The organism is Paenibacillus sp. S28, from assembly GCF_016624415.1.
GTDB lineage: Bacteria > Bacillota > Bacilli > Paenibacillales > Paenibacillaceae > Paenibacillus_AQ > Paenibacillus_AQ favisporus.
Genome location: NZ_JACVTM010000021.1, coordinates 1 through 20,553 on the forward strand (window position 1 = coordinate 1; position 20,553 = coordinate 20,553).

A 20,553-nucleotide genomic window follows, 5' to 3' on the forward strand; every position below is an offset into this window, starting at 1 on the left:
GGCTTCCTGATATTGCAAGAAAAACTTCCTTTAAACGCGGTCTGTCTTCTTAGAAGGTACGTCGATAGACGTTTTTCTTATTTCTCCGACTGATCCCGGAGTTGAAGTACGGATAACCGTGTTCTTGCTGCATCCCACAAACGGAGGTTACTGCGGAACGCTGCCGTTTAATCTCTTCAAGGCTTCCTCCACCGGAGTATCGCCTTCAAGCAGGTCGAACGACTGGTTATGGGTCTGCCGGATTTGCAGCGCCGCGAGAACAGCTGCGGCCACATCATCTCTGGATACCCGGCCGTGACGCTGCAGCTCCGGAGCGGCATGCACCTTGCCTTTGCCAGGCTCGTTTGTCAGCCCGCCCGGACGGATAATCGTATAGTTCAGTCCGCTTTCCTCCAGGATGGTCTCGGCCTTGCGTTTGGCCATCAGGAAGGGCTTCAGGAAAGAAGGCATGGCGTCCGGATCCTTGGTGCCCATAGAGCTGATCAGCACAAACCGCGGAATTTGCTCCAGCACGCTCTGCTCAATGAGCCGAACGGTTCCGACATGATCCACATGCTCCGGATCACCCGAGGTGCCGGCCCCTGCGGCGCAGACGACGATGTCCGCTCCTTTCATACCGTCAGAGAAAGCCCCCGACAAGTCTCCAAGGTAACCCTTGGCTCCTGCGGATTCCAGATCCCGGAGGTAGTCTTCTTTACGGACCAGCCCTCTCACGTCATAACCTGCCTCAACCAGCTTCGATACGATTCTGCGCCCGGTCTGCCCGTTTGCGCCTGCCACAAAAACGGTTGTCATCGTTGATCACCTCTACGTATGCATTACCCCGATGTCCAGGGCGGGAACACAGGTTTTGATAGGATTCCAAAAATAAACAAATTCGCCAGGTCGGCGTCCGGGGGAACGAAACATCGACCTGGCGAATTCGGTTGGGAGTGGTCCATGATATATGGCATAGCAGGCAGGGCGAACACGGTTCGTCCACTCTATGCTCCTGTTCTTTTTATACCCGGCGGCCATAGGGTTGAAACAGGAGTCCTCATTTTTTCTTTTGCGGATTTTGCCGACTCGCTTTAAGATAGAAATACAAGCATATACAGACTTCATATAGAGGGAGATGGAGCGGGAGATGATCGAGCAAGAGAACGGCGTTTTTCCTGCGGTGTGCCCGCTGGACTGCCCGGATACCTGCGGCCTGCTGCTGCACAAGGAGAACGGTAGAATCGTCAAAGTGACCGGCAACCCGGATCACCCGATTACTCAGGGTGCGATCTGCAATAAGGTAAGAAACATGACAGAGCGGGTTTATCATCCGGACCGGGTGTTGTACCCAATGAAGCGTACGGGGCCCAAAGGGGAAGGCCGTTTTGAGCGGATTACCTGGGACGAAGCCGTGACAGAAATTACTCAGCGCTTTCGGGATATTATTGCGGAGCATGGCTCCGAAGCGATACTGCCCTACAGCTTCTACGGCAATATGGGCATTCTCAGCGTCGACGGCATGGACCGGCGTTTCCTCAATGCGCTGGGTACAAGCCGTTTGGACCAAACGATATGCAACTCCGCCGGCGGCGCCGGCTGGAAATATACGATGGGCTTCGGCGGCGGGACGACGCCGGAGGATACTGAATACGCCGACCTGATTCTGGTCTGGGGCGGCAACATCATCAGCACGAACATGCACCAAGTCGTCATTGCGGAGAGAGCCCGCAAGCGCGGAGCCAAAGTGGTCGTCATCGACGTGCACCGCAACCGCACCGGCCAGTGGGCCGACTGGTTTATTCCGCTGTATCCCGGAACGGATACGGCGCTCGCACTGGGCATGATGCACATCCTGTTCCGCGACGGACTGACGGACAATGACTTTATGGTCAAGTACACTGTCGGCCATGAGGAGCTGCGGGAGCATGTGAAGGCGTACACCCCGGCCCGTGTATCCCAAATTACGGGCATTCCTGAGGAAGATATCGAGAAGCTGGCCCGTATGTACGGCGAGGCGGAAGCCGCCTACATCCACATCGGCAACGGGCTGCAGCATCATGACAACGGCGGCATGAACATCCGCAGCATCGCCTGCCTGCCGGCGCTGACCGGCCACTGGCTGAAGCAGGGCGGAGGTGCCGCCAAGTCCAACGGCGGCTATAACGCGATGAACAGCGAAGCGCTGGAACGCCCGGATCTGCGGCCGAATCCGGAGGCGCGCAGCATCAACATGAACCGGATCGGGGAAGCGCTGGCCATGACGGAGCAGCCGATCAAGGCGCTGCTTGTCTACTGCAGCAACCCGCTCGTCGTCGCGCCGGATACGGCACGGGTTCAGGCCGGATTTGCCCGGGAGGACCTGTTTACGGTCGTGCATGACCTGTTTATGACCGATACGGCGAAATACGCCGATATCCTTCTGCCGGCGACCTCTTCCTTTGAGAGCACAGATTTGTTCGGTTCATACTGGCATCAATATGTTCAGATCCAGGAGCCGGTCATTCCCGCGCAGGGCGAGAGCAAGAGCAACGTGGAGCTGTTCTCTCTGCTGGGCCGGGCGATGGGCTTTGATGAAGAAGCCTTCTCCCAGACAGAGGAGCAGATGATCGAAGCGGCGCTGGATTATCCGGACAATCCCTATCTGAACGGAGTAACCTTGGAGTCGCTGAAGGAGCGGCGCTTCGTCAAGCTCGACATGACGCCGAAGCAGCACTATTTGGACCGGCTGCCGACCCCTTCAGGCAAAATCGAGCTGTATTCCGAAGCGATGAAGCAGGCAGGATTGCCGCCACTGCCGGAGTATGTCCCGCTGAAGGAAGGCTATGACGGTGAGCGACGTCCTGCGGCAGGAGAGAGCTTCCCGCTCATGTTCATTTCGCCGCCGAACCACAATTTCCTGAACTCCACCTTCGCCAATGTGGAAAAGCATCAGAAGCTGGAAAAGGAGCCGGTGCTGCAGATCCATCCGGAAGACGCCGCTGCTCGCGGCATTACCGACGGGGATCCCGTCTGCGTATACAACGAGCGGGGACAGTATGAGCTGAAGGCTGTGGTCACGGATAAAATGCTTCCCGGCACTGTCGTAAGCCAGGGATTGTGGTGGGCAAAGGACGGCCGCAGACAGCGGGCCAACGCCTTGACGCCCGACCGCCTGGCCGACATGGGCGGTGGAGCCACGTTCTTCTCAACCACTGTCGAAGTAAAGCGTCAGTGAAGGTCATTGCGGGATGACACAATATGATAGATACTGTCATGTGGGACGGCAGACATAACGAAAAATTGCTACAGGTGTCAGCCGGCTTTACGCTTGGCGGACACCTGCCGGAGAGCCCCCAGGGGCTTTCTTTTTTTCGTTCGTTATCTGCCGGTTTCAGAAGCCGGACATCTGCCCGGCCTTACCACATACCGCTGCACAGGAGATTCCTAACATGAAATTTCTGCAATCCTATCCAAGGGAAGTTCAAATATTTTTGGCGGCCAGCCTGATCAACTCGGCGGGCGGGTCGCTGATGTGGCCGCTCACCACCATGTACGTGTTTGAGGAGCTGGGCCACTCGATGGCCGACGCCGGCCTGGTCATCATGGTCCAGGCGCTGGGCGGCATCATCGGCCAGCTGCTCGGCGGAGCGCTGTACCACCGGGTCGGGGTGAAGCGGCTCATCGTCGGGTCGCTTGGCCTCAATGCGCTTGGTTTGTTCGCCCTGCCTTTCATCAGCCCGTATTGGTATTTATACATGGCTTTGATGGGCTTTATCGGCTTCTGCAACGCCGTGTCCATGCCGGCGATCCAGGCGTTCATCGGGTACCGCTTCGCCGACCGGCGGGGCGAGCTGTTTAACGTCGTGTACGTCGCCAACAACATCGGCGTTGCCCTGGGGACGGCACTGAGCGGATTCCTTGCCGATCTGTCCTATGACCTGACCTTTATTCTGAACGGGGTCACCTCGGCGGTTTTCGCGATGTTTTTCCTGAATTATCTCAGCCGGCTCGATAAGGAGCAGGGGCCGGTTCATCTGCAGAAAAAGGACAAGCCCGAACGTGCCGAAGGTACCTGGTCCCTGCTCTGCAATACGAGGGTTTACCTGTTCATCGGCATCGGTTCCCTGTTTCTCTGGCTGGGGAACTCGATCTGGAACACAGGCGTGTCCCCGTTCATTATCTCCGAGGGCATGCCGAAGCGGGCCTATGGCTTCCTGTGGACGATGAACGGCATTCTCATTTTTGTCGCCCAGCCGCTGACAAGCCTGATCAAGCGCTGGTTCGCACGGACCTCGTCGGCCCAAATTACGGCCAGCGGCCTCTTTTACCTTGGGGCCTATCTTGTCATTGCTGGTCTGCACAGTTATCCGGGAATGGTCATGGCTATGATCCTGGCGACGCTCGGAGAGATGCTGATCTCGCCGGCCATCCCGGCTTTTATTTCCGATCACGCCTATAAGGCGGCTCCGTTCTATATCGGTTTGACCGGGGGAATGGGGGCCGTCGGAAGAATGGCAGGGCCCTATGTCATGGGAATACTGTATGATAACGGAGGAATCATGCCGGTGACCTGGCTGGCGATTGGGGTAGCGGTGCTGTCGGTCGTGTTCTTTGTGACGCACGCGGTTCGCAACCGGCAGGCGGAGATCGATCTGGCCGAATCCTTCGGAAGCTGACGATGACTCGAATACCCCCCCTGAACCTGGTCCTAGTTTACTATCAATTGAGGTGAAGCTGTTATGCCATCCGAACATCGTGTTTTGACCATCCGCCTCTCGGAAATGAGGGACGCCCTGGCGCTGATGGATATCGACGCCCTCGTGTGGAACGAGTGGACCGCTCCGGAACCGGTCCGCTGGTCTTCCCGGGAGGACTATCTGCGTCACTGCCCGCCGGGTTCCCAGCTGGTGGCCGTGGTGGACAACGTATTGTGCGGGTACATCGGATTTCGTCCGGCTACGGGCCTCTCCAGCAACAGCCATGTTTGTGAAATTAACATTGCGGTTCATCCCGATTATCAGCAGGAGGGGATCGGGTCGAGGCTGATCGAGGCGGGAAAGAAATGGGCGCAGGAGCAAGGAAAAAGAAAGCTGAGACTGCGGGTCCTGTCTTCCAACCCCGGAGCCATCGCATTTTACCGCAAATGTGGATTTATACAGGAGGGCTGCCTGGAACGGGAATTTTGTATCGGCGGCCGCGATGTCGATGATATATTGATGAGCTGTTTTCTGGCGCGTCCTTAATGGGGCTATGGGGCTATCCGTCCTGTAAAATACCATAATATGACATTTTTTGTGCATAATTAGTCAGTCTGCCCGATATAAAACGGTACAAAAGGGACTTTCACAAGGTGAAGGTTCCTTTTTATACTATAATTAACGCTTTGTCATCAGCAGCATTCAAGAATCCGAATGGTTTCATCCCCGAATGATCAGTTTATAAGGGTATAGCAGAATTTATAGAAGAGGGGTCATAAGAGAATGGATCTTCATCTTGAGGGTAAAAAGGCGCTTGTCATTGCATCCAGTCAAGGACTGGGCAAAGCGATCGCCGCTGAACTGGTGCGAGAAGGAGCCGATGTGATGCTGGTCAGCCGCAGCGACGGCAAGCTGGAGGCGGTACAGCAGGAGCTGCAGAAGCTCGGCAGCGGCGTGGTGGAATATTACGCGGCGGACATTACGATTCCGCATGAAGTGGAAGCGATGGTGCGTTATACGGCCGAGAAGTTCGGCCGCATCGATATATTGGTCAATAACGGAGGCGGTCCGTCTCCGGGAACGTTTGAAACGCTGACGGATGAAGACTGGGATAAAGCTTTCCAGCTGAACCTGCTCAGCTATGTCCGAATGATCCGTGAGGTGCTTCCACATATGAAGGGACTGGGCGGGCATATCGTCAATTTGACGTCGACGTCGATCAAGCAGCCGATTCCCGGGCTCATTCTGTCGAATACGTTCCGCAACGGCGTAGCCGGCATGAGCAAGTCTTTGTCTCAGGAGCTGGCTCAGTACGGAATCTTGGTGAACACGGTGGCACCGGGGCGGATCGAGACCGACCGGATCATCCAGCTGAACGAATCGAATGCGAAAGCGAAGGGTGTTAGCGCGGAAGAGGTCGCAGAGCAGTCCCAGAGCGAAATTCCGCTCGGACGGTACGGAACGCCGGAGGAATTCGCCAAGGGCGTCGTATTCCTGTTATCGGGTGCCAATACCTATATTACCGGCACAACCCTTGTCATTGACGGCGGGCTGGTACAGGCCCTCTAAGGGCCATCCCAGCTCGTGTAATTCTTTTGTACCGGCACACCCCCAAATGCTATGATGGGAGCAAGATGATCAATTTGGAGGGAAGCCGCAATGAATCAGGTGGATACCGCTTACCGGATCGTATCGGTGAACGTCGGCAAGCCGATCACGGTGGAGTATATGGGCAAACCGCTCACAACCGGCATACATAAACGCCCGATTGAAGGAGAAGTGTTCGTCGGACGCACGCAGATGGACGGGGACGGCCAGGGCGACATGATAAATCATGGCGGACCGAACAAGGCGGTCTGCGTCTATCCTGTAGAGCATTACGCTTATTGGGAGAGAGAGCTGGGGATTCCGATGGAATGCCCGGCCTTTGGCGAGAATTTGACCGTATCCGGGCTGCTGGAAGAAGAGGTGTGCATCGGCGATACGTTTGAAATCGGCGGGACGGTCATGCAGGTCGCCCAGCCGAGATTTCCCTGCTTCAAAATCGCCAGCAAGCACGGGGTGACCGACTTCCCGGCGCGGGTGCTGAATACCGGGTACAGCGGATTTTATCTCCGCGTACTCCAGGAAGGGGTGCTGGACCGTCAGTCGTCCATCGTCAAGCGTGAATCCTACCCGGGCGGCGTGACGGTAGCCGCGGTTCTGCGCCAGCTGGCGCTGGGACGCAAGCGGGCGGACCGGGAAGAGATTGCCCGGATGCTCCAAGTCGAAGCCCTTGCTTCGACCGTGAAGGAGCAGTTCAGCAACTGGCTGGCCTAAACCGGACATGCTGCGGCCAGACCGCCGGCCGCCCAGTTATCCAGGCTGCCGAACGTCTGCGCATCGCTGAATGACCGCTTCATCGTATGGCAAAAATGCCGCCGTCCCCTGTCCGTTGGACAGGAGCGGCGGCATTTTGTCTGCCTTGGAGGAAGGGTTTTCAAAACGGGCTACCGAAGCAGCTTCCATTCGCTTTGTATCATCCCATAGACCGCGTGATTCACGTATCCTTGGGGCAGCTTCTCCGCTTCACGGACGATTCCCTCGAGAACGAATCCCAGCCGTTCGGGGATCGCGCGGCTGCGGTGGTTGCCCGTTGCGCAGCGGATTTCGACCCGGTTGAGATCCATGTCCATCAGGGCATAATCGACAAAGGTCCGGCAGGCGCTGGTCATGATGCCTTTGCCTTCAAATTCCTTCCCCAGCCAGTAGCCGATGCTGACGGAGCGGTTGTTCCAGTCGATCTGATGGTAGCTGATCAGACCGGCGATCTCATCGTCTACCCAAATGCCGGCGGAAATGCCGCCGTTCTCGGCGCCCTGCTTAATGGCATTTTTCACAAAATTGGCCGTATGCTCCACTTCCCGGATCGCATCCACCCAGGGGAGCCATTCCCGCAGCCGGTCACGTGACCGGTCGGTCAAGTGAAACAGCGGGCGTGCATGCTGCAGCGCCAGGGGCCGGAGCTCAATTTGGTCGTCAAGTGCGTATGTAAACATGAATGAATCCCTCTTTCTTTTCCCAAGATCGGCGAAATTGGCGGCCAGCTTATAAATGTAACCAACCATGCGTTTTCACTTCTCCCCTCGTACTTAACGGGACGCTTTAACCTTTTGTTCCAATGCGTATATATCGTCTTCCAGGGATATCATTCTCTGGCTGACCACATGGCGGCAGTCGCTCAGCGCCTGGTTGTACACATGCGGAGCGATGCGCGTCATAAAGAAGTCCAGCACGCCGTCCGCTGCCAGCTCACCGATGGCTTCGCCGCGTTCATTCTCAAAAAACTGCTGGATCTGCTGAATCGCCTGGTCCCGCTGTTCCTTCGCCAGCTTCATCGATTGCATATGCCTTTAGGCCCCCTTCGGCTTTTATTTCCATGCTACCTTATTCCTCAATTGGCGTCAAAATGGTATTAGCCCCAATTTTCATGTTTGTCCCTGGGTTGGGGAAGGATGTATAAGGCTTCGCGTTCACGTAAAAGGGGAGAGGAGCGCGAATGATTGAACTCTCCCGGCATTACAGGTATATTTATATGAAACAAGCTTTATACAGAGAATAAGATGGACGAGGTCTATCTATAAAGAAGACTTTATGGATGAAAGGTTGATAACTGTGGAGAAACCAAGCACTCCCTCCAATTTTATTAAAAATGTCATAACGGAAGACCTGAAGTCGGGCAAGGTTCAGAAAGTAGTCACCCGCTTTCCTCCGGAACCGAACGGCTATTTGCATATTGGGCATGCCAAGGCGATCTGGATCAATTTCGCGCTGGCCGGCGAATTCGAAGGCGCAACGAACCTGCGCTTTGACGATACGAACCCGCTGAAGGAAGACGTGGAGTTCGTCAGATCCATTGAGGAAGACGTGAAATGGCTTGGATACGAATGGGCAGAGAAGCGTTATGCCTCGGACTATTTCGATGAGATGTACAACCGTGCGGTGCTCTTGATCAAAAAAGGCAAAGCGTATGTCGACGATCAGACAGCCGATCAAATCCGCGAGACGCGTGGCACGCTGACCGAACCGGGCCAGAACAGCCCTTACCGTGACCGCAGCGCCGAGGAGAACCTCGAGCTGTTTGAGAAAATGCGCAACGGTGAGTTCAAGGATGGGGAGAAGGTGCTTCGGGCCAAGATCGACATGGCCTCGCCGAACATCAACCTGCGGGATCCGGTCATTTACCGGATCGCCCATGCCACGCACCACAACACGGGGGACAAGTGGTGCATTTACCCGATGTATGCGTTCGCCCATCCGCTGGAGGACGCCATCGAAGGCGTAACGCACTCCCTCTGCTCGTTGGAGTTTGAGGATCAGCGCCCGTTCTATGATTGGGTCATCCAGGAATGCGAGATGGAGAGCACGCCGCATCAATACGAATTCGGCCGCCTGAATCTGGCGCAGACGCTGACCAGCAAGCGGAAGCTGAAGCTGCTCGTGGACGAGAAGATCGTCGACGGCTGGGACGATCCCCGCATGCCGACGATTTCCGGACTCCGCCGCCGCGGCTACACGCCGGAAGCAATCCGGAATTTCGTGTACGAGACCGGCATCTCGAAGAGCCAGGGCCTGGTGGATCTGCAAATGCTGGAGCATTTTATCCGGGAGGACCTCAAGCTGAAGGCTCCGCGCACGATGGCGGTGCTGCGGCCGTTGAAAGTGGTCATCACCAACTATCCGGAAGGCCAGGTGGAGTGGCTCGAAGCGGAGAACAATACCGAGAACCCGGACATGGGCACGCGGCAAATCCCATTCTCGCGCGAAATTTACATCGAGCAGGACGACTTCATGGAGAACCCGCCGAACAAATATTTCCGTTTGTTCCCGGGCAACGAGGTCCGGCTGAAGAATGCCTACTTCATTAAATGCCATGACTTCGTGAAGGACGAGAACGGCCAGGTGACGGAAATTCACTGCACCTATGATCCGGAGACGAAGAGCGGCACCGGCTTCACCGGCCGCAAGGTCAAGGGAACCATCCACTGGGTCGAAGCTTCCCATGCCGTACCGGCCGAGTTCCGTCTGTATGAGCCGCTGATCAAAGCGGAAGAGACGGATGCCCCAGCCGAGGAGAACGAAGCCGAAACGGCAGAGAAAAGCTTCCTGGACCAAATCAATCCGAACTCCCTCGAAGTGCTGCACGGCTTTGTGGAAGCGGACATGAAGAATGCCAAGCCGCAGGACAAGTTCCAGTTTTTCCGGCACGGATATTTTAACGTGGATTCGAAGTATTCTGCGCCCGGACAACCGGTATTTAACCTGGTCGTCTCCCTGAAGAGCTCGTTTCAACTGCCGAAATAAGGCGGAATCGTCTCGGCACAAGAACCTATGAGAAGACCTGCAACGTTCGAATGACATATAGAAAAGCCAGCCGCAGATGCAATCATCCAGCGGCTGGCTTTTTGTTTATGTTTAGCTTGCTCTGTCTCGCTTTTGTCAAGCTTTGGCCCGGCCAATCGAGTCCAGCTTCTTTAGAGCGGTGAATCGTCATCATCGGCAGGCCCGGTCACAGTTCCGGCAGCCCCTGCCTGGGTATGATGCTGAACGCGAATCCAGTACCACATAATGCCGAAGCCGGCCGCGCCGATCAGTGCCAGCATCACGCAAATTTTGTACATGGCAGCCCCGCCGAAGTTCTGGAACAGCCAGCCGCCGGCCAGGCTGCCGAGCATGCCGGAGATGCCGCTCCAAGTGAGCGTGTAGAGCGCCTGAGCGGGTCCGCGGAATGGGGCCGGCGTCAGCAGGCGCACCACCTGGGTTCCGACAAAGAAGAAGCCGCCGAAGGTGATGCTGTGAAGGATCTGGATGACGGCGATTTCGACCGGGCTCGTGGCGTTCGCCATCAGCTGCCAGCGAAGGACAAACAGAAGGCTCACAAGGGAAAGGCAGCCCACGAGCGTGGACAATTTACGCCTTAGATAACGATTGAACAGAATCAGCACGCCCATCTCCAGAATGGACGACAGGAAGACGGCAAGTCCCACTACCGTTTTTGATCCTCCCAGTTCCGTGATGTAGAGCGACATGAACGTATTATTCATAAAGGTAGGGACGGAGACAGCCACCCCCAGAACGATAAAAGCGATAAAATAACGGTTCACCGCAAATCTGCCAAAGCCCCGAAGACGCATCGGCGGCGTTTCGGAGGTCCGCTTGAGCGGAGGCAGGAGCAGGACGGACACGATCGCCAGGACAAGGATTCCCGTAAACACGAAGGAAAGGCGGGAGATTCCGATCCGGTCGAGGAAGAGGCCGGCCGCCACAGCCGTCACCGCCCAGCCTATAGAGCCCCACATCCGGAACGCGCCGAACCGGTGCGGCTGATCCGGAATATAGCCGAGAATCAGCGTGTTGCTCTGCGCAAACATCGGGCTTTGAAAGAAGAAAAAGAGCATCATGGCCACATAAATCATCGTAAACGTATCGGCATGAAATACAAATTGAGTCAGCAGCAGGGTGCCCGCCATCATGAGCAGCAGGCTGCGCTTGGTGTCCCGCAGGCGTTCGCTGGCAAACGTCCAGACCGGATTGGCCAGCAGGGAGATCAACGGCCCCAGTGCCATCAGGCTGCCGATTTCCAGTTTGTTCATTCCCGCATCCTGCAGGTATAATTGAAAATAGCTGGTGAAAATCACCATGGTGCCGTAAATTAAAAAGTTGAACGCCTTGAGCGACGTTAACGAAGACGGCTTGATTCCGTTTTCCTGCACGCTAGCACATTCCTTTCCGGCCGTTTGCTAATATATAGGTTGAACTGAAGTTCCGCATTGTAATCTTCTGATGACCCGCTTCTATGCGCAAAGTTAGAAATTCTTCCGTTCATTCCATATCGAAAGCGGCGTTTTAAAGACTGCCAATCCCACTTTATCATTAGTTGAAAAGGGATACAAACCAACTTTTGAGAATTATCCCATAATTTATTTGGAGCTACTTTAAATGTATGAAAAATAGGACCTGGATTGCCTGTTCATGCTTGTAACGAGAGGGATGAGACGAACGATGTTCAAGGTCACAGGAATTTTGCTGGCCGGGGGTCAATCCAGCCGGATGGGGACCGATAAGGCACTGCTGAGCGTGAACGGCGAAACGGTAATCGAGCGGATCGTCCGCTTGATGTCGCCGTCTGCTTCAAATATCATCATTTCGGCTAATGACGACGAAAAATATGCGTTCCTGGGCAAAGATGTGGTGCATGACCGTTATCCGGGACAGGGACCGCTGTCGGGATTGCATGCCGGACTGCATGCTGCCGCCACGCCTTGGAGCATCGTCACGGCTTGTGATATGCCGTTTGTGACGGAAGAGGTTTTTCGTTTTCTGGCACAGAAGGCAGAAGAAGCGGTGGCGGTTATGGGTGATGATAAAAGCGGACTCCAGGCCATCGTCCCGGTATCGGGGGGGCGCATTCAGCCGCTGCTGGCTGCCTACCATCGCAGTGTTCTGCCGTCCCTGGAGACGTGCTTGTCTTCCGGCCGGCTGCGTCTGACCGGGTGGCTGGAGCAGCTGAAGGTGTGCTATGTCTCCGAGGAAGAGCTCATCCAGGAGCTTGGGCCTGGTGCGGACAAAGCCTTCTATAACATGAATGAGCCTTCAGACTATAAGCGTGCCATGACAGGTCTTTCTTGAGAGAGGATTTTTGTTAAGTTGTCTGTATATTCCGATTTTATGCATAGGTTAGTAGGTTAGGTTTCGTCGGCAAGCCTAAACTCTATAGAAAAAGGACGTGCCCTTTCCCGTTAGGGAGAGAAGCACGTCCTTTTTATTTGAAGATATTAATCCTCTACTTTCGGTTTCCGGAATTTCATCAGGAACTCGTACACAACCGGCACGATAACCAGCGTCAGCAGCGTGGAGCTGACCAAACCGCCGATAACCGTGATGCCGAGACCTCTGGAGATGATGCCGGCACTGTTCTCCAGTCCCGATACGAGCGGCAGCAGGGCACCGATGGTGGCGAGCGCCGTCATCAGAATCGGACGGAGACGGGTGGCTCCGGCTTCCAGCAGTGCTTCGCGCGTCGACAAGCCTTCGCGTTCCTTGTGAATGACCCGGTCGATCAGAACGATCGCGTTGGTTACGACGATACCGATCAGCATCAGGGCGCCCATCAGGGCTGATACGTTCAGCGTCTCTCCGCCGATCCAGAGGCCGACAAGTCCGCCAATGATCGTAAACGGCAGGGAGAACAGGATCGCAAACGGCGCCAGGCCGCCGCCGAAGGTTACGACGAGCACGAAGTAGACGATGGCGATCGCCGCAGCCATGGCCAGGCCGAGCTGGGTGAACGTATCGTTGATCTGCTGGGTGGTGCCGCCGAATTTAACTTCGACGCCGTCCGGTAAATCGATCTTGTCGATTTCCTTCTGCAGGTCCGAAGAAGCTTTGCCGACGTTGGAGGTGACGATGTTGGCCGTCACGTCCACGACCATTTTGCCGTCGTTGCGGGTGATCGTATCCGGCGATGTGCCTTTTTCCACTTTGGCGACGTCTTTGATCGGAACGTTCATGCCAAGCGGCGATTGAACCGTTTCGTTGGCAATATCGTTGATGCTCTTGTATTCCTTGTTGTCGGTTTCGATATAAACCTTGTAGTCTTTGTTGTCGACCGTCACTTCGGTCAGCACCGGACGTTCGCGGACCGGGCTCAGCTTCATGGCGATTTGACCGGCCGTCAAGCCCATCGAGCTGAGCTTTTGCTGATCCGCCACGATCGTGTATTGGTCATAAGCTTTGGTCAGGCTTGTTTTCGCTTTTTCAAAATTATCCTTGTCTGCCTGCACCAGCTTCAGGATTTGCTCGGAGACCGGCTTGATATCATCCAGACTGTTGCCGTAGACGCTGACGCTGAGCGAGCTTCCGCCCATGCCGCCGGACATGTCCATCAAGCTCCATTCTCCGGTGGATACTTGTTTCTTCAGACCTTCCACGAGGTTTTTCTTCACGTTCTCAAAGTCTTTCGTATCTTTGTTGTACTCTACATAGAACAGACCCGAATTGGACGAAGATCCTCCAGCCAGCGGATTGCCGCTGCCGCCGACGGAGTACTGCATCTTGTCGATGTTCGGCTGGCTCAAAATGTATTTCTCGGCTTCAAGGGCCCGCTTCTCTACGGTTTCCAGCTGAGCGCCAGGTTCAGGCGAGTAGGTCACCATGATGTATTTGTCTTCCTGGTCCGGCAGGAAGCTGGTGCCGATCAGCGGGGTCAGGAAGAAGCTTGCCACGAGCAGAATAACCGCTGAGCCGAATGTGATCAGCTTGTGGGACAAGGCCCAGTTCAGAATCCGCTGATAGCCGCGGGCCATCCGGCCCGGCTTGTCGTGGTCATGCTGCTTGGAGGACTTGATGCCCTTCTTGAACAGGCTGTGGGCCAGCATCGGCACGAGCGTGATCGCCACGAGCAGGGAAGCCAGCAGGGCGAAGACCATCGTGAGCGCAAACGGCAGGAACAGCTCGCCGACCATGCCGGTGACGAACGCCAGCGGCAGGAAGACCGCAATCGTTACGATCGTCGAGGACATGATCGGAACGAACATTTCGCGCGTCGCTTCGCGGATAAGTTCGCGTCCGCGCAGCTTCTCGCCGCTGCTGGTCAAGCGGCGGTAAATGTTCTCGATGACGACGATGGAGTCGTCGACGACGCGGCCGATCGCGACGGTCATCGCGCCGAGCGTCATCATGTTGAGCGTAATATCGAGCCGCCACAGAATCAGCAGGGCGATCAGCAGCGACAGCGGAATCGACAGGATCGAGATGATCGTGGAGCGAATGTTCCGCAGGAAGATCAGGATGATGATAACGGCGAAGAGCGCGCCGAAGACCGCTTTATCCAGCATCGTCGACACGGAGTCTTCGATCGGTTTGCCCTGGTCGAGCAGCACCGTAAGCTCCATGCCCTTGAACTGGCCTTCAAGGTCTTTGGCTTTGTCCTTCACGGCATTGACTACGTCCACCGTGTTGGCGTCATTGTCCTTGACGATTTGCAGGCCGATCGAGGCCTTGCCGTTCGTGCGGGACACCGACTCCGCGCTGCCGACGACCTTGATGTCGGCGATATCGCTGAGCTTCACCGTCGGAATGCCGGTTGGAACGCCGGCCTGGCCGCCTTGAACGGAAGCTGCAGCATTGCCTGCCCCAGCACCGGCTGCGCTGCCTGCGCCTGCACCAGCAGCAGCGCCCGCGCCACCGGTACCTTGACCGGCTGCCCCGGCAGTGCCGCTCTGTCCTTGTGCGCTGCCCGCTCCCGGCGTAACCGGAATCGTCAGTTTTTTCAAATCATCGAGCGTTGTGATGTTGCCATCCACGACAACCGCTTTGGAGGACTGCTCCAGATTGAACAGACCGAGCGGAACCCGTACGGAGGAGCCTTGAACGATGCCCTTGACGGTATCTTCGGTCAGGCCGAGCTGAGCCATTTTCTCCTTATTAAATGTCAGCTGGACGTCTTTCACGTATTGTCCGGAGACGGAGACGGAAGCGACGCCTGGAATTTTCTCCAGTTCAGGCACGACTTCATCCTCAATGTTCTTGGTCAGACCCTCAAGATCGCTTGAGCTGTCGGACGCGCTGAGGGATACGACCGGAAACGAGCTCAGGCTGAACTTGGAGATCGTCGGCTTCTGGGCGCCGTCAGGCAGCGTCACTTCGTTGAGCGCTTCCCGGACAGCTGCGGTGGCCTGATCGAGGTCCGTGCCGTAGTCGAATTCCATGGCGATGTTGGCTGCGTTCTCCATAGACGTAGAGGAGACGTTCTTGACCCCGTCCACGTTCTGCAGCCGCTGCTCCAGCGGGATCGTAATATCCTGCACGACGCCTTCCGGCGCTGCGCCCGGGTAAACGGCGGTCACGCTAAGAAACGGGATGTTGATGTTCGGAATCGTCTCCTGCTTCATCACCAGCCCGCTGTACAAACCGGCGGCGGCGACGATGACCGTCAGGATCCAGATGGCGAATTTATTGTTCAACGAAAAATTAATAATGCTCTTCATTTCGCAGGTTTCTGCTCCTCTCCTTTATATCTCTTGCTCACGCTTCAGGTACGGTCGGTTCTTGAAAACACGTACAGCTTGCAGATTTCCTTCAGTTCGCGGCTTAAGGAACCAAGCTCGGGCACGCTCTCCAGGTTGGCGATCATGCCGGCCAGGATCGCTTTGCGCGGTTCGATGTCCCGAAACTCCTTATCGATGATGTCGATCGACTCTTGGGCCAGATCACGCTCTGGTCCTTCCGGCAGCTTGTCCTTCAACAGATCCCGCATCTGCTTGGTAATGATTAGCGGATGCCGCAGGCTTCCGCCGGACCGGTCCTTCAGCTTCTCCGTCCACTCGGTCCATATCCCGGGGGAAATAAGCGGATCCCGCTGTGACCGGACCATGCCGCCGACGACTTCGTCCAGCAAGTACACGATATGGTCGGCAACCCGCCGGATGTTCAGCGGCAGACCCGGAATAAACAGCGTCCGGATATATCCGTCGAGAAGGCCCACCACAAACATGGTAAGGTCCAGCGTGTAAGGATACACGTCATCCCCATAAATTTGCTCGAGCTTGTTTTTAAACCACTGGATGCCGATGATTTGCTTTTCACGCAAATGTTTGTGGGACGGAGGCTTTTTTCCCGAAGCATGGTGATCCTGAATTTGCACCACCAGGAACTCGCGGAGCTCCACGAGCAGATTCAGCACGACTTCCAGCTGTTTCCGCAGCTGTTCTTTGGGAGTCAGAAGGTGTTCCTGTTCCACCTGCATGACGCTGTCCCGGATCAGGCCCTCACAATACAGATAGATGCTGCTCTCCAGATCCTCCTTGGATTTGAAATGCAGATACAAGCTGCCTTTGGACATGCCGCAGTATTCCGCGATTTCCTGCATGGAGGTAGCCGAAATTCCCTTTGTGGAAAACAGCTGCAGGGCGGTTTTCAGAATCTGTTTTTTCTTGTCCGCCAATTTCTCAGACAAATGCACCTTCACCCCTTTCTGACACTTCGGTTCTCAAATTGACCGCCTAGTCAGAACGATTATATTACAAAGCGAAGGTGGTTTTCAAACAACCCGGCGCCATTTACAAAAAAAGGCACCTTCCTGGTTGTAATACGCAGGAAGGTGCCGGTTGGGCTCCATATTTATAGAGAATGAATATGGCGAAATTGTGACGGTTTTGATAGGCGGTTCTCTTAACCCATACAGCCCGGGAACATGCCGGTCGAAATGGCTAAACGGTTCCAGCAGTTAATGGCGTTGATCGCCATCAGCAGGTCGACGATTTCCTTCTCGTCAAAATGTTCCCTGACCCTGCCGAACACTTCTTCCGGGACGCCCGCCTCGGAAATTTTCGTCACGTATTCCGCAAGCTCCAGCGCAGCACGCTGCTGCTCGGTGAATACGGGAGCTTCCCGCCATACGCATACCAGCGTCAGCTGCTCCTGGTAATCTCCCAGCTTGAGCAGGTCCTTGCTGTGCATATCCAGGCAAAACGCGCATCCGTTAATTTGCGACACCCGGATCTTGATCAGCTCGTAGAGAACCTTGTCGATCGAGCTGCCGTGGGCAAACTGCTCAAAAGCAAGCATCGCTTTAAAAGCCGGCATATTGGCGTCCCTGTAATTCAATCTGATTTTCATCGATAACAGCCTCCTTTAGGTTCATTCACTAAGAAGACTAATCAGGGACGGAATTTGTGACATCAATCCATAAAAAAGCAAAAAAATTATGAGATCAGCTTCAAACCTACCGCTGAGGCCAAAATCATCGCAATAAACAGAATTCGCCGCCATTCCTTGGGCTCGCCGAACAGAAACATGCCGGCCAGCGTGCTGCCGACCGTACCGATGCCGGTCCAGACGGCGTACGCCGTTCCCATCGGAATCGAGTTCATGGCGTAGGACAGCAGGGAGAAGCTGACGATAAAGGACAGGATCAGCATGACATATGCCGGCAGCCCTTTCTTTTGCGTGACGCCCTTGATCCCGATGACGCCGAACATTTCGCACAGGCCGGCGATGACGATTGCAATCCAAGCCATCAGTGATTCGCCTCCTTTTGTCCCTTGCCGTCTTTGTCAGTGACCAGCTTAAGGCCGATCACTCCGGCGAGAAGAACGAGAATGAGCAGCGACTTGGACCATCGGAACGGTTCGCCGAAGAACAGCATCTCGGCAACGACGGTGCCGGCCGTTCCCAGGCCGGTAAACACCGCGTACACCGTCCCGACCGGCAGATGGTTCGAAGCGTTAATAATGAGAATGAAGCTCGCGATGATGGCGATGACAGTGAGAATCCATTCAAGCGCATTGTCCGAGTGCTTCAGGCCGGACACCCACAGCACTTCCACAACGCCCCCGATAATAACAGAAAGCCAGTGGCGGTTCATGATGATCCTCCTTTATTTGTCCGTTAGGATGCCACTTGCGTCAAATATGATGAATGCCCGCCCAGTATACGGGCCATGATGCCGTCAGTCTTCGCTGCGATCCCTCCAGCCCGCCGCACACCATTTCGATAAGGACCCCGTCAATCAGCGTCATATAGGCGACGGCTGCACCGTCCGGATCCTTAACCGGGAGGTGGCCGGCGGAAGCGTGGTGGCGCATGACGCGAATCATCCGCTTTTCCATCGAATCCAGAAACGGAAAGACCAGTTCCATGACCTGATCATGCAGCGAGGAAGGCGGAAAGTAGGCCATGCGCAGCACAAACTTGGTTTTGCTGCTCCGGGTGTACTCCTCCTGGAGATACTCCAGCAGTCCTTTGAGCCGCTGCTCGAGCGGCTGGTCTTTCAGGCTGATATAGCGGCGGATAATACGGGTCCCTTCCTCATCGAGGGCGCCCTTCAGCGTTTGCAGGAACAGCTCATCCTTCCCTTTGAAATGCGCGTAGATGGATGGCTTTTTGATGCCGACTTCCTCGGCTATTTTTTGCAGGGACGCTCCTTCATATCCATCCTTGGCAAAATGCGATAATGCAGCTTCGAGCAGGGTGTTTTTGGCGTTCATATCATCGACTCCTATTGACTACCTAACGGTCGTTAGGTGATATTTTTTCACACAATGCAGCCAATGTCAAGAAGATGGGCATTCTAACATCAGGCATGCACGGAAATTTCAGGCGGGCTTGTCCATTCGATAAAAATTCGTAGGAACTTTGAACTTGTTCATGTAAAATATACCTTATGGGTTTGGACGATGACCATGGATATGCATGTTTTTTAATGATACTTAAGAGAGGTAACATATGAGACGGGGAATACAAATCTTTATCATTGCCGCGATATTATTTGCGTTTTACTATTTTGGTTTCGGCGTGTTCGGCAAAACCGCGGGAACCATTGTCAGTATATTTTCCACGCTTACCGTCGTGTCGCTCGGGTTCATGATTTTTATGGAGAACCGCAACCCGTCCTCGACGATGGCCTGGATTCTGCTGCTCGCCCTGATGCCGGTGGTGGGTCTGTTCTTTTATCTGCTCTTCGGGCAAAACTACTTCAAACGTCGCAAGTTCGATAAAAAAGCCGAGCAGGATCTCAGAACATATGACCGGCTGGAGGAGAATGGTGCGCGGTTCCATCCGGATCTATCTTCCTTTAATCCCATGCAGCAGCAGCTGCTGCATCTCTCGCAGCGGCTGGCGCGGACTCCGATTTCCTTCTCCAGCGATACCAAAGTGCTGACCAACGGGCAGGAAACGTTCTCCACCCTGCTGAAGGAGCTTGAGAAGGCCAGGCATCATATTCATATGGAATACTACATTTACCGCGCCGATCATATCGGAACAAGGATTCAGCAGATTTTAATTGAAAAGGCCAAAGCCGGCGTGCAGGTCCGTTTTATGTACGATGCCTGGGGAAGCATGCAGCTGCCCAAATCGTTCCTTCGGGCCATGCAGGAAGCCGGGGTTCAGGTCGTCGCGTACGGAAGCTCCAAGGCGTTTTTTCTCTCCCGGGTCAACTTCCGCAACCACCGCAAAATCGTCGTGATCGACGGCAAGGTTGGCTTTATCGGCGGGCTGAACGTCGGGGACGAGTACCTGAGCCGCAATGCGGCATACGGCTTCTGGAGAGACACCCATATGCGCGTCAGGGGCGAGGCGGTGCGGACGCTGCAAATTATTTTCCTGCAGGACTGGCTCTATATGACCGGGGAAAAGGTGCTGGACGCCGAATATCTGTCTCCCGAGCTGGCGGAAAGCAGCGGCGGCGCCGTGCAGATTATCCCGAGCGGACCGGACAACGACCGGCGTACGCTCAAAAATATTTTTTTCTCGATGATCACCTCGGCGCAGAAATCGGTCTGGCTGGCGACGCCTTATTTTATCCCGGACGACGATATCCTGACGTCCTTGCGCGTGGCCGCGATGTCGGGGCTCGACGTACGCATCCTTTTTCCGTCCAAGCCGGATAAGTGGCTGCCGTTCCTGGCTTCCCATTCGTATTTTCCTTCGCTGCTCGACGTGGGCGTCAAAATTTACGAATACGAAAAAGGGTTCCTGCATTCCAAGCTGCTGATCATTGACGGCGAGGTGGCGACGATCGGAACCGCCAATATGGACATGCGAAGCTTCCATTTGAATTTTGAAGTGAACGCGCTGCTGGTGCAGACCGAGAGTGTGCAGCGGATCGTGTCGGACTTTGAACGGGATTTGGTATATACGAAGCAAATCATTCCCGATAAATTTAATAAGAAAAAAATACCGGAACGCTTTATGGAGTCGCTCGCGAGGCTGCTATCCCCTTTGCTGTAGCGGCTTTGCGGTGGTACGAGGTAGGCGAAAAAGCTTCTTTGGGCGGCCCGTGAGTGGTTGACATTCACGCGGCCGCCGATTATATTTGTGATAATGATTCTCATTATTGTGGACGGACGTTATTAGG

At 55.1% G+C, this 20,553-nt stretch carries 19 protein-coding genes; 8 read left to right on the forward strand and 11 right to left on the reverse strand.

Translation table 11 applies throughout. The features are described 5' to 3' along the window. Positions 1-147: 147 nt before the first annotated feature. Entirely contained in the window at positions 148-795 is a 648-nt protein-coding gene (locus IAE55_RS29950; RefSeq protein WP_145162844.1) for an SDR family oxidoreductase, read from the reverse strand. A gap of 331 nt (positions 796-1,126) precedes the next feature. Between IAE55_RS29950 and IAE55_RS29955 the strand changes: the two genes are divergently transcribed. The 5 genes from IAE55_RS29955 to IAE55_RS29975 all read left to right on the forward strand — a co-directional run bounded on the left by IAE55_RS29955 (position 1,127) and on the right by IAE55_RS29975 (position 6,974). Next, positions 1,127-3,193 carry a molybdopterin-containing oxidoreductase family protein gene (locus tag IAE55_RS29955; protein ID WP_145162846.1) on the forward strand — a complete coding sequence of 689 codons (2,067 nt, stop codon included), beginning with the start codon at positions 1,127-1,129 and terminating at the stop codon, positions 3,191-3,193. 214 nt (positions 3,194-3,407) lie between these two features. After that, positions 3,408-4,634: an MFS transporter gene (locus IAE55_RS29960; protein WP_105444891.1), complete on the forward strand. Its 1,227-nt coding sequence runs from the start codon at positions 3,408-3,410 to the stop codon at positions 4,632-4,634. A gap of 63 nt (positions 4,635-4,697) precedes the next feature. After that, positions 4,698-5,201, forward strand: coding sequence for a GNAT family N-acetyltransferase (locus tag IAE55_RS29965; RefSeq protein WP_200634676.1), 504 nt, complete (start codon positions 4,698-4,700; stop codon positions 5,199-5,201). A gap of 237 nt (positions 5,202-5,438) precedes the next feature. Further along, entirely contained in the window at positions 5,439-6,224 is a 786-nt protein-coding gene (locus tag IAE55_RS29970) for an SDR family oxidoreductase (protein WP_076174766.1), read from the forward strand. Between the two features lie 90 nt (positions 6,225-6,314). Then, positions 6,315-6,974 carry an MOSC domain-containing protein gene (locus tag IAE55_RS29975; protein ID WP_200634677.1) on the forward strand — a complete coding sequence of 220 codons (660 nt, stop codon included), beginning with the start codon at positions 6,315-6,317 and terminating at the stop codon, positions 6,972-6,974. Positions 6,975-7,010: 36 nt separating this feature from the next. On the opposite strand, the gene IAE55_RS29980 is transcribed toward IAE55_RS29975, so the two are convergent. The 3 genes from IAE55_RS29980 to IAE55_RS29990 form a co-directional block, all read right to left on the reverse strand. Next, positions 7,011-7,163: a hypothetical protein gene (locus IAE55_RS29980; RefSeq protein ID WP_186382055.1), complete on the reverse strand. Its 153-nt coding sequence runs from the start codon at positions 7,161-7,163 to the stop codon at positions 7,011-7,013. Further along, positions 7,145-7,693 (reverse strand): GNAT family N-acetyltransferase, encoded by a 549-nt coding sequence (locus IAE55_RS29985; protein ID WP_089550478.1) that lies wholly within the window; start codon positions 7,691-7,693, stop codon positions 7,145-7,147. The genes IAE55_RS29980 and IAE55_RS29985 overlap by 19 nt, the downstream gene beginning before the upstream one ends. A 93-nt stretch (positions 7,694-7,786) precedes the next feature. Further along, positions 7,787-8,041 carry a DUF2164 domain-containing protein gene (locus tag IAE55_RS29990; protein WP_145162852.1) on the reverse strand — a complete coding sequence of 85 codons (255 nt, stop codon included), beginning with the start codon at positions 8,039-8,041 and terminating at the stop codon, positions 7,787-7,789. Positions 8,042-8,309: 268 nt separating this feature from the next. On the opposite strand from IAE55_RS29990, the gene IAE55_RS29995 reads away from it, so the two are divergent. After that, positions 8,310-9,998: a glutamine--tRNA ligase/YqeY domain fusion protein gene (locus IAE55_RS29995; protein ID WP_186382056.1), complete on the forward strand. Its 1,689-nt coding sequence runs from the start codon at positions 8,310-8,312 to the stop codon at positions 9,996-9,998. Positions 9,999-10,168: 170 nt separating this feature from the next. Here IAE55_RS29995 and IAE55_RS30000 read toward each other — a convergent pair whose 3' ends face one another. Then, positions 10,169-11,407, reverse strand: a complete 1,239-nt coding sequence (locus tag IAE55_RS30000) for an MFS transporter (RefSeq protein ID WP_105444886.1) — start codon at positions 11,405-11,407, stop codon at positions 10,169-10,171. Between the two features lie 259 nt (positions 11,408-11,666). Here IAE55_RS30000 and mobA point away from each other — a divergent pair, with 259 nt between their 5' ends. Further along, on the forward strand, positions 11,667-12,323 hold the full coding sequence (gene mobA, locus IAE55_RS30005; protein WP_145162856.1) for a molybdenum cofactor guanylyltransferase: 657 nt from the start codon (positions 11,667-11,669) through the stop codon (positions 12,321-12,323). Positions 12,324-12,469: 146 nt separating this feature from the next. On the opposite strand, the gene IAE55_RS30010 is transcribed toward mobA, so the two are convergent. The 6 genes from IAE55_RS30010 to IAE55_RS30035 form a co-directional block, all read right to left on the reverse strand. Further along, on the reverse strand, positions 12,470-15,682 hold the full coding sequence (locus tag IAE55_RS30010) for an efflux RND transporter permease subunit (RefSeq protein WP_200634678.1): 3,213 nt from the start codon (positions 15,680-15,682) through the stop codon (positions 12,470-12,472). 44 nt (positions 15,683-15,726) lie between these two features. Beyond that, positions 15,727-16,650, reverse strand: coding sequence for a TetR/AcrR family transcriptional regulator (locus IAE55_RS30015; protein ID WP_200634679.1), 924 nt, complete (start codon positions 16,648-16,650; stop codon positions 15,727-15,729). 215 nt (positions 16,651-16,865) lie between these two features. Then, positions 16,866-17,312 (reverse strand): carboxymuconolactone decarboxylase family protein, encoded by a 447-nt coding sequence (locus IAE55_RS30020; RefSeq protein ID WP_200634680.1) that lies wholly within the window; start codon positions 17,310-17,312, stop codon positions 16,866-16,868. Positions 17,313-17,398: 86 nt separating this feature from the next. Then, positions 17,399-17,713, reverse strand: coding sequence for a DMT family transporter (locus IAE55_RS30025; RefSeq protein ID WP_076174742.1), 315 nt, complete (start codon positions 17,711-17,713; stop codon positions 17,399-17,401). Beyond that, positions 17,713-18,060: a DMT family transporter gene (locus IAE55_RS30030; protein ID WP_076174740.1), complete on the reverse strand. Its 348-nt coding sequence runs from the start codon at positions 18,058-18,060 to the stop codon at positions 17,713-17,715. The genes IAE55_RS30025 and IAE55_RS30030 overlap by 1 nt, the downstream gene beginning before the upstream one ends. 40 nt (positions 18,061-18,100) lie before the next feature. After that, on the reverse strand, positions 18,101-18,682 hold the full coding sequence (locus IAE55_RS30035) for a TetR/AcrR family transcriptional regulator (RefSeq protein WP_200634681.1): 582 nt from the start codon (positions 18,680-18,682) through the stop codon (positions 18,101-18,103). A 238-nt stretch (positions 18,683-18,920) separates the two neighbouring features. On the opposite strand from IAE55_RS30035, the gene cls reads away from it, so the two are divergent. Further along, the gene (gene cls / locus IAE55_RS30040) at positions 18,921-20,426 is read left to right on the forward strand and encodes a cardiolipin synthase (RefSeq protein ID WP_076174735.1); all 1,506 of its coding nucleotides are present in this window, start codon (positions 18,921-18,923) and stop codon (positions 20,424-20,426) included. Positions 20,427-20,553 lie beyond the last annotated feature (127 nt).

Coding starts and splice junctions, on each gene's coding strand:
- IAE55_RS29970 (WP_076174766.1), top strand. CDS start 5,439: ATGGATCTTCATCTTGAGGGTAAAAAGGCGCTTGTCATTGCATCCAGT.
- IAE55_RS30020 (WP_200634680.1), bottom strand. CDS start 17,312: ATGAAAATCAGATTGAATTACAGGGACGCCAATATGCCGGCTTTTAAA.
- IAE55_RS29990 (WP_145162852.1), bottom strand. CDS start 8,041: ATGCAATCGATGAAGCTGGCGAAGGAACAGCGGGACCAGGCGATTCAG.
- IAE55_RS29985 (WP_089550478.1), bottom strand. CDS start 7,693: ATGTTTACATACGCACTTGACGACCAAATTGAGCTCCGGCCCCTGGCG.
- cls (WP_076174735.1), top strand. CDS start 18,921: ATGAGACGGGGAATACAAATCTTTATCATTGCCGCGATATTATTTGCG.
- IAE55_RS29950 (WP_145162844.1), bottom strand. CDS start 795: ATGACAACCGTTTTTGTGGCAGGCGCAAACGGGCAGACCGGGCGCAGA.
- IAE55_RS30025 (WP_076174742.1), bottom strand. CDS start 17,713: ATGGCTTGGATTGCAATCGTCATCGCCGGCCTGTGCGAAATGTTCGGC.
- IAE55_RS30010 (WP_200634678.1), bottom strand. CDS start 15,682: ATGAAGAGCATTATTAATTTTTCGTTGAACAATAAATTCGCCATCTGG.
- IAE55_RS29965 (WP_200634676.1), top strand. CDS start 4,698: ATGCCATCCGAACATCGTGTTTTGACCATCCGCCTCTCGGAAATGAGG.
- mobA (WP_145162856.1), top strand. CDS start 11,667: ATGCTTGTAACGAGAGGGATGAGACGAACGATGTTCAAGGTCACAGGA.
- IAE55_RS30035 (WP_200634681.1), bottom strand. CDS start 18,682: ATGAACGCCAAAAACACCCTGCTCGAAGCTGCATTATCGCATTTTGCC.
- IAE55_RS29975 (WP_200634677.1), top strand. CDS start 6,315: ATGAATCAGGTGGATACCGCTTACCGGATCGTATCGGTGAACGTCGGC.
- IAE55_RS30030 (WP_076174740.1), bottom strand. CDS start 18,060: ATGAACCGCCACTGGCTTTCTGTTATTATCGGGGGCGTTGTGGAAGTG.
- IAE55_RS29955 (WP_145162846.1), top strand. CDS start 1,127: ATGATCGAGCAAGAGAACGGCGTTTTTCCTGCGGTGTGCCCGCTGGAC.
- IAE55_RS29980 (WP_186382055.1), bottom strand. CDS start 7,163: ATGGAAGCTGCTTCGGTAGCCCGTTTTGAAAACCCTTCCTCCAAGGCA.
- IAE55_RS29960 (WP_105444891.1), top strand. CDS start 3,408: ATGAAATTTCTGCAATCCTATCCAAGGGAAGTTCAAATATTTTTGGCG.